2 protein-coding genes and 1 pseudogene are annotated in these 2,181 nt (G+C 63.6%); 2 read left to right on the forward strand and 1 reads right to left on the reverse strand.

All coding sequences use genetic code 11. The features are described from left to right. A pseudogene (locus ACK5L9_RS01020) lies at positions 1–494 on the forward strand (D-lactate dehydrogenase); the annotation flags it as partial. Here the strand turns inward: ACK5L9_RS01020 and ACK5L9_RS01025 are convergent. Then, positions 419–793 carry an Ada metal-binding domain-containing protein gene (locus ACK5L9_RS01025; protein WP_416909587.1) on the reverse strand — a complete coding sequence of 125 codons (375 nt, stop codon included), beginning with the start codon at positions 791–793 and terminating at the stop codon, positions 419–421. The pseudogene ACK5L9_RS01020 and the gene ACK5L9_RS01025 sit on opposite strands and share 76 nt — an antisense overlap. A gap of 104 nt (positions 794–897) precedes the next feature. On the opposite strand from ACK5L9_RS01025, the gene ACK5L9_RS01030 reads away from it, so the two are divergent. Then, positions 898–2,148, forward strand: a complete 1,251-nt coding sequence (locus tag ACK5L9_RS01030; protein ID WP_416909588.1) for an IS256 family transposase — start codon at positions 898–900, stop codon at positions 2,146–2,148. Positions 2,149–2,181 lie beyond the last annotated feature (33 nt).

Consider the following 2,181-nt stretch of genomic DNA (forward strand, 5'->3'; position numbering starts at 1 on the left):
GGACCTATCTGACCGGGCTCTTTCCGACCGCGCGGGGGGATGTCTTTGAATGCACCCCCTCCGAGGGCGAGGCCGCCTTTCTGCTGCGCTTTGCCGTGGGCAATGCCGCAGGGCGCTATCGCGCCACCCACCGCCGCGAGATCGCCGACATCCTGGCGCTGGACGTGGCGATCCCGCGCAACGATGTCGAATGGATGTCCGAGGTCCCTGCAGAGATCGCGCCCGATATCGCGCATCATCTGGTCTGCGGGCATTTCTTTTGCCATGTGTTCCACGAGGATTACATCGTCAAACAGGGTGCCGACCCCGATGAGATCAAGGCCCGGCTGACCGCGGCCCTGGCCGCGCGCGGGGCCGAATACCCCGCCGAACACAATGTCGGTCACCTGTACGAGGCCAAACCGGCCCTGCGCGAGTTCTACCGCGAACTGGATCCGACCAATGCGATGAATCCCGGTATCGGCAAGACCAGCAAGCTGCGCGACTGGGCCTGACAGCGGCGGCATCGTCTGTCATAAATACCTGGCTTTGTGTCGGATCTCTGGCCCAAAGTCAGAGCGGACGGTCGCACAACGCGCGGCAAAGGTCTGGTTGCAGCCCGATGTGGACGGTCGTCACATCCGGCGGCTGGCTCCGACCAGCCACGCCGCCGGATCGGGGTGGCAATCCCGCAGGCCCTGCAGCCCATTTGCCGCGCTGCCTCTGGCGTGTCGAAGACCCTGATTTCATCGCGGCGCGGTCGGTTGCGGCAAATGGGCGAATGATACAGCTGGTCGCTTTCCCGACCATACACGAAAGTTCCGAGTAACGCGTGAAAGTTGGTGATGCTCTGAGGGGCGGCATATCATGGCGGTGTTCAGACGCCGTCAATTCTCAGCCGAGAAAGGGATATGCCACATGTCGGAGACTACCATCAGCACGCTGCCCGATCCATCGGGGTTTTCGCCGGATCCGTTGACGGACCTCATCCGAGAGGGTGCGCGCAAGCTGATCGAACAAGCGGTTGAGGCCGAGCTGGCAACGCTCCTCGCCGCGTTCGCTGAGGAAAGGCTTGATGACGGTCGGGCCAGGCTGGTCCGGCACGGACATTTGCCGGAACGCGAAATCCTGACCGGGATCGGTCCGGTCGCCGTGAAGGTGCCGCGGGTGCGGGATCGCAAGCCGGGGGCGGAGAGGATCTCCTTCACGCCCAGCATCCTGCCGCGCTACCTGCGCAAGGCCAGATCGGTCGAGGAGCTGCTGCCCTGGCTCTACCTCAAGGGGGTCTCCACCGGCGATTTCGGCGAGGCGCTGGCCGCCCTGCTGGGGCCGGACGCCAAGGGCCTGTCGGCAAAGACCGTCACCCGCCTGAAAGCCAACTGGTGGTCCGAATACGAGGCTTGGGAAAAGCGCGACCTCGGGACCCGGCGGTTCCTCTACATCTGGGCCGACGGTGTCTACTTCAAGCCGCGCATGGCCGAGGAAAAGCAATGCGTTCTGGTCATCGTCGGGGCGGATGAATACGGCCGGAAAGAACTGCTGGCCATGACCGACGGCTTCCGCGAGAGCACCCAGAGCTGGCGCGAGGTGCTGCTCGATCTCAAGCGGCGCGGCCTCACGCAGGATCCCAAGCTCGCGATCGGCGACGGTGCTCTCGGCTTCTGGACGGCCCTGCGCGAAGTCTTCCCCACGACGCAGGAGCAGCGGTGCTGGCTGCACAAGACCATGAACGTGCTGAACGCGTTGCCCAAGTCGGTACAGCAGAAGGCAAAGGCGCACCTGCACGACATTTGGCAGGCCGGGACAAAGGCCGAAGCCAACGTCGCCTTCAACTTCTTCGTCGAAACCTACGGCGTGAAGTGGGACAAGGCGGTGGCCAAGCTTGTCAAGGACCGGGATGCGCTGCTGACCCTCTACGACTATCCCGCAGAGCACTGGAAACATATCCGGACGTCAAATCCGATCGAGAGCACCTTCGCCACCGTCCGGCACCGCACCCGGCGAACCAAGGGCTGCCTGAGCCGAAAGACCGGGCTCGCCATGGCCTTCCGGTTGATGATGTCGGCGCAGAAGAAATGGCGAAAGCTCGACGGTCGGAACCGCCTACCGGAGGTCATCAGCGGGGTTGAGTTCCGCGATGGCGTCCGCCACATTCAAGCTGCCGCCTGATCAAGCGTCACCAACTTTCGCGCATATCTCACA

The organism is Paracoccus sp. (in: a-proteobacteria) (assembly GCF_047973135.1).
GTDB lineage: Bacteria > Pseudomonadota > Alphaproteobacteria > Rhodobacterales > Rhodobacteraceae > Paracoccus.